The sequence below is a fragment of the Streptomyces sp. NPDC020362 genome (assembly GCF_040642095.1).
GTDB lineage: Bacteria > Actinomycetota > Actinomycetes > Streptomycetales > Streptomycetaceae > Streptomyces.
On record NZ_JBFAET010000038.1, the window covers coordinates 56,512 to 62,866 of the forward strand.

The following is a 6,355-nucleotide window of genomic DNA, read 5'->3' on the forward strand; positions in this document are numbered from 1 at the left end:
ACGGAGGGTGCGGAGAACTGAGCAGTGCCGTGCGGAAGTCGTGCCGTGCGGAGCACCGTAGAGGATCGTTCAACGATCCCTCAATACCTGCGTTGTTTCGTTCCCGGGTCTGCGATTGAATTCCGGGCATGGCAGAGCAGCTGACGGGACTGGCCGACGACCGCGCTCTCCTCGGGCGCACCAGCACCGCCGAACGGGTCTCCGACATCCTCAGGAGCCGCATCGCCGAGGGGTACTTCCCGCCAGGCACCCGGCTGTCCGAGGACGCCATCGGCGGCGCGCTCGGGGTCTCCCGCAACACCCTGCGCGAGGCGTTCCGGCTGCTCACCCACGAGCGCCTGCTCGTCCACGAGCTCAACCGCGGCGTCTTCGTGCGGGTCCTGACCGTGGAGGACGTCGAGGACATCTACCGCACCCGCACCCTGGTCGAGTGCGCCGTCGTCCGCGGCCTGGGCGAGCCGCCCTACGCCCTCGGCGGCCTCGCCGCCGCGGTCACCGAGGGGCAGCTGGCCACCCATGAGAACGACTGGAAAGCACTGGGTACGGCCAATATCCACTTCCACCGGGAACTGGTCGCGCTGGCCGGCAGCGAACGCACCGACGAGCTGATGCGCAGCGTCTTCGCCGAGCTGCGGCTCGCCTTCCACGTCGTGGACGATCCGCGCCGTCTGCACGAGCCGTACCTCACCCGCAACCGCCAGATTCTCCACGCACTGCAGGCCGGGGACCGGAGTGGGGCGGAGCGGCTGCTGGAGACCTACCTCGCGGACTCGCTGGAACGAGTCGTCGAGGTGTACCGGCGGAGGGTCGGCGAGGACGGTGCGGGCGCCTCTTGAGTGTCGTCGGCGGGGACAGCCCGGGCGCGTCTTGAGTGTCGTCGGCCTGGGCGCCTTGGCGCCTGGGCGTCGTCGGCACGGAGGGCGCGGGCGCCCCTTGAGCCCTGTCGGCACGGAGGGCACGGGGCCTTGTGAGCCCTGTCGGCCGGGAGGGCGCGGGGCCCTGTGGGCCCCGTCGGCGAGTACGGCACCGCCGCCTCCTGAGCCTGTGTGACGGCCGTCGCTTCTGCGTCGTTTGGGTTGTTGTCAGACCGAGGACCTAGTCTGTGCACCGTGACTTCGCCTGCATCGACGGACCGTGTTCCGCCCCAGCTCAGCGCGGGGCCGCGCCCAGCACCGGGGCCGGCCGCCGACGAGGGGCTGGCACGTCGGCTGCGCGCGCTCGCCTGCACCGCGCCGCTGCACGACCTCGACGCGCGCAAGGCGAATCTGGCCGGCGAGTACTCGGTGTACGGCATGGCCGAGGTGGCCCTGGCCGCCATCGACCTGGTCACGCTGAACATGGACTTCGACACGGGCGCCGACCACGAGCAGATCGTGGCCCGCCTCGTCCCGCGCATCGCCGCCCAGGCCCCGCACCGGCCCACCGCCGAGCACGAGCGCGTGGCCCGCTGGGTCCTGGAGAACCTGATCAACGTCGGCAGCGTGGACCGCGGCTTCCGTGCCGTGTACGGCACCTTCGCGCCGGACGGCACCTACGTCCGCCGTGACTACGACTTCAAGCTGATCGAGGAGGTCCCCGGCCCCGGCGGCACGGTCTACCTCCGCACCACCGACGAAGCGGTCAACGTCCTGGTCGGCGCCCTGGACACGGACGTCACCAGTGCCCAGATCGCCGCCGAGGTCAAGCTGGAGGTGCTGATCAGCCGGGGCCGCCTCGCCGACGCCCAGCTCGCCGCGGAGCAGGCCCGCTACCGCACCGTCCAGTACTCGGAGACCCTGCGCCGCGCCCTGGACGCCACCCGGCGCAACGTCCGCGCGGTGGACTGGCTCAACACCGTGCCCGACATGATCACCGAGGCCCTGGACCACGTGGCCGACCGCTACCGGCACGAGAACGCGATCCTCACCAACATCCGCAAGGCCCGCGACGAGACCGAGGAGCCCGAGCACAAGCGCCGCGCGGCAGAGCTGGTCGACATCGTCAAGGACTGCATCCGGCGGCACACCCAGCTCCAGTCGCGCCTGCTGGAGGCGGGCCCCCTGTTCCGCGCCGAACAGGACCGGCAAGCCTTCGCCACGCCCATGACCACCTCCGGGACGGACCTCTACGGCCACCTGGTCGCGCCGGTGCTGCCGCTGCCGCTGGAGCAGGCGATCCGGGTGACGGACGCGTTCTTCGCGAACGGAACGGGGCTGCGCACGCCGGTGTCCGTGCGGGTGGGCGACCTCGTCGACATACTGCTGACGCCGCCGGTGGAGCGGGAGCACCTGGGCGCGGAGATGCCCGAGCCCGACCTGATCGCGACGCCCGACGACAGCCGGTTCAGCGAGGAGCAGCTGGCTGCGGCGATGGAGCTGCTGGATCTTCCGGCCGACGCGCCGCGGCGGCTGTCCGGCCTGCTGGCGGAGGCGCGCAAGCAGGATCCCGATCTTCCCTACCTGGTCGCGCTGTTGGCCGTGCACGCGGCCAGCCCGGCGGTCGGCACAGCGTATCGGCAGGGCGAGGAGAAGCTGCTGTTCGCCGTGGACGACGGGACCGAGCTGGAGGATCCCGAGTTCGGCGGGGCCGACCTGATCGTGGGGACCGCGTTGCTGGACGCGGTGGGGATGGCGGCGGACCGGACGGAGGCGGCGTGATGGCTCCGCCGGTGGGCTTGTGCGGATCCGTTGTGGCTGATCGCGCCCCGCGGCGGAGCCGCAGATGCATGTGGCCCCGCGCCCCTTTCGGGGCGCCTTCCCCCAGCCCTGTTTTCAAGACCGAGGAGTCGCAGTCGTGAGCGAGCACGTCGAGTGGAGTGAGGCGGAGACCCCCGCCGTGCCGGCGGCCGCCGCCGTCACCCCCGCCGACGCCGCCGACGCGGCGCGGCTCGTCGCCTTCGGGCTGCAGCCCAAGCTGCAGCCCGCGCGCGACCAGGAGTACACCGAGCTGCTCCGCCGCTACCGCGACGACCCGGCGTTCGCGCGGCTCGCGGACGCCGTCGCCGCCGGTCTCGGACTCGTCGTACTGGAGGTTTCCCCGCGCGCGGGGATGGCCGTCACGGCTGCCGAGGACTCGGTGTTCGCCGTGCGTATGGGCGACTACGCGCGTCGCACCGCCGCCGACTCCGGGGACCGGTTCCTGCACGGGCTGGCCCATCTCGCCGTCGCCGCACTGGCGTTCCCGCGCCCCGAGGACCTGGCCGACGACTCCTACATCGGCCGGGTCACCGTCAACGGGGTCGACGCCTTCGTCCGGCAGGCCTGCCGCCGCCTGGAGGAGCGCGCCGAGGAGCAGGGCGAGAACACCGACCCGGCGACCGACGCGCCCGGCCTGGAGGCAGCCTGGCGGATCTGGGCCAGACGCAGCGCGACCGGCGCCACCAAGGACGCGCGCAGGCCGGCCGCCTCCACCACGGGCATCGTGGCCAAGGCCGTCTCCTTCCTCACCGACTCGGGGTTCCTGCAGCGCACCGGGGACGACCACGGCGGCACCTACCGCACCACGGCGCGCTACCAGCTCCAGGTGCGCGACATGGCCGGCAGCGCAGCGCTGGCCGAACTGCTGGAACTGGGCGTCGTCCCGGTCACCGACGGCACGGCCAGCCTGCTGCCCGCCGAGGAGAGTGACGACCTGGACCTGGTGGCCGACGCCGGACTGCCCTTCCACGCGCCGTCGCACCCCTGAAACCCTCCCTGATCTGCCAGAAGACTGACGAGAGTCCGCCATGTACGAGCTGTCCCGGGTCCGCCTCTACTCCATCGGGCCCGCCGGTGCGCGCTACGCCGACACCGTGCTTGACCTGCGGGGCGTGGGCGAGCCCGTGCCCGACCCCGCGCCCACACAGGCGGAGTTCTTCGAGGAGGAGCCGACCGGCCCGCCGCGCCGCCCCGCGCCCGCGGGCGTGCTGTTCCTGGAGAACGGCGGCGGCAAGTCCGTACTGCTGAAGCTGATCTTCTCGGTGATGCTGCCGGGCCACCGCAACACGCTCGGCGGCGCCAGCTCCGGCGTGCTGCGCAAGTTCCTGCTCGCCGACGACTGCGGGCACGTGGCGCTGGAGTGGCAGCACGTGCAGACCGGCGAGTGCGTCGTCGTCGGCAAGGTCAGCGAGTGGCGCGGGCGCCAGGTCTCCAACGACCCCCGCAAGTTCGCCGAGGCCTGGTACTCCTTCCGGCCCGGCCCCGGTCTCAGCCTGGACAACCTGCCGGTCGCCGAGTCCACCGCCGTACGGCCGCCGGTCGAGGGCGCCTCGGGCGCCCAGGGACGCCGCCGCACCATGAAGGGCTTCCGCGACGCGCTCATGGAGGCGGGCAAGGCCTATCCGCACCTGGAGGTGCACTGGGAGGAGATCCACGACCGCTGGATCGAGCACCTCGGCGACCTCGGCCTCGACCCCGAACTCTTCCGCTACCAGCGGGAGATGAACGCCGACGAGGGTGAGGCGGCCGGTCTCTTCGCGGTCAAGAAGGACTCCGACTTCACCGATCTGCTGCTGCGCGCCGTCACCGACACCCGTGACACCGACGGTCTCGCCGACCTGGTCAGCGGTTTCGGCAACAAGCTCGGCCGGCGCGCCGAGCTGATCGCCGAACGGGACTTCACCGCGGGCTCGGTCGACCTGCTCGGCCGGATCGTCGAGGCCGCCGAGGCGCGTGCGCGTGCGCGTGACGTCCACGCCGGTGCCGAGCGCCGCACCCGCACGCTGGCCCGGCGGCTGTCCGCGCGGGCCGTGCGGGAGCGGGTGCGGGCCGCCGACCTCGCGCAGCGCGTCACGGCCGCCGCCTACGCGGTCACGCACTCCGAGGGAGCGCGGGAGCGCAGCGCCCTGATCGCCGCCGAACTCGCCTACCGGCACGCCTCCCTGGCGCTCGCCGCCGCCGAGAAGTCCGCCGCCGCACAGAAGCGCGAGCTGGCGGACGCGCGCACCCTGCACTCGGCCTGGCAGGCCGCCGAGGCCGTGCTGCGCCACCGTGCCGCCGCCGACCGCGTCGCGCGCGTGTCCGCCGTCATCCAGGAGGCCGAGCGGGACGCGGCGCCCGCGCTCGCCGCCCGTGCCAAGGCCGCAGTGGACCTCGTCCGGGCCCTGCACGCGGCCGCCGGGAGCGCCGAGGCCCTCGCCAACGAGGAGGAGGAGCGCTCCTCGGCCCTCCAGGAGGTCAGCGACAGCGCCTACCGGGACTCCACCGCCGCCGCCACCGAGGCGCAGCGCGCCCGCAGCGAGGCCGGTCACCTGCGCCAGCGCCTCGCCGAGGTCGAGCAGGAGACCGCCGAGGCGGTCCGCGCGGGCTGGCTCGACGACAGCGCCCCGGACGCCGACCCGGCCCGCGCCGCGCTCGCGGCGAGCGACGCCGAGAAGACCGCCGTGGCCGCCTGGGACGCGGCCCGGGACGCCGCCCACAGGGCGACCGAGCACGCGCGCGAGGCGGCCTCGGCCGAGTCCCGCGCGGAGCTGACCGCAGCCCGCGCGGCGGACGCGGCGACCGCGTCCGTGCGGGCCCACGAGGCCGAGCAGCGCCTCGCCGAGGCCCTTGCGACGGAGGAACGGCTCGCCGAACTGCTGAGCCTGCCGGGTGCCTTCGCGGCGGGGCGGGCCGGTGTGCCCGCACCCCGGTCGGGAGCCGACGACGCGCCGGAGGACCGCACCGGCCCGGCGGCCGACGGCCGGGGAGCCTCGGGAGCGCACGCCGGGACCGCGGACGCCGACGCGTCCGGCGCGGCCCGTCCGGCCGAAGGCGCCCTGACCCCCGAGGAACTCGACCGCTTCGCCGACGAGCTGCGCGCACTGCTCGACGACGCCGTGTCGACCGCCGAACGGCACCTCTTCGACCTGCGCACCGCCGCCGCCGACGACGCCCGCATCCTCGGCGCCCTCGGTGACGGCGGACTGCTGCCGCCCGGCCCGGACGTGCTGGCCACCGTCGAGTTCCTCGGCGAGCACGGCATTCCCGCCCTGCCCGGCTGGCGCTACCTCGCCCAGGCCGTCGACCCGGCCGACCACGCGCGCGTGCTCGCCGCCCGGCCCGAACTGGTCGACGGCGTGATCATCACCGACCCGGACACGCACGCACGGGCCCGCGAGGCTCTCGGTGACGCCGCCCTGCTGCCGCGCTCCGCCGTGGCCGTCGGCACGGCCGCCGCGCTGCTCGCCCCCACCCCGGCCCCGGACGCGACCCCCGGTGACGTCTTCCTGGTCCCGCCGAACCCGGCCATGCACGACGAACACGCGGCCGACGAGGAGCGGCAGGCGCTGCGCGCTCGGGCCACCGAGCGCGACGAGGAGATCCGCGCCCTCGCCGCCCGGCTCGGCAAGGACCGCGAGCTGGCCGCACGCCTCGCCTCCTGGCGTACCGGCTGCCCGGCCGGCCGGCTCGCCGAACTC

Annotated in this window: 3 protein-coding genes and 1 pseudogene; all 4 read left to right on the plus strand. The window is 74.2% G+C overall.

Annotated features, from left to right (window positions below; all coding sequences use genetic code 11):
• Positions 1–128 precede the first annotated feature (128 nt).
• Positions 129–836, plus strand: a complete 708-nt coding sequence (locus tag AB0H32_RS17100; RefSeq protein ID WP_361120405.1) for a GntR family transcriptional regulator — start codon at positions 129–131, stop codon at positions 834–836.
• A gap of 273 nt (positions 837–1,109) precedes the next feature.
• Positions 1,110–2,636 carry a hypothetical protein gene (locus AB0H32_RS17105; protein ID WP_361120408.1) on the plus strand — a complete coding sequence of 509 codons (1,527 nt, stop codon included), beginning with the start codon at positions 1,110–1,112 and terminating at the stop codon, positions 2,634–2,636.
• Positions 2,637–2,772: 136 nt separating this feature from the next.
• On the plus strand, positions 2,773–3,663 hold the full coding sequence (locus AB0H32_RS17110; RefSeq protein WP_361120411.1) for a hypothetical protein: 891 nt from the start codon (positions 2,773–2,775) through the stop codon (positions 3,661–3,663).
• Positions 3,664–3,703: 40 nt separating this feature from the next.
• Positions 3,704–6,355: pseudogene (locus AB0H32_RS17115) on the plus strand (hypothetical protein); the annotation flags it as partial.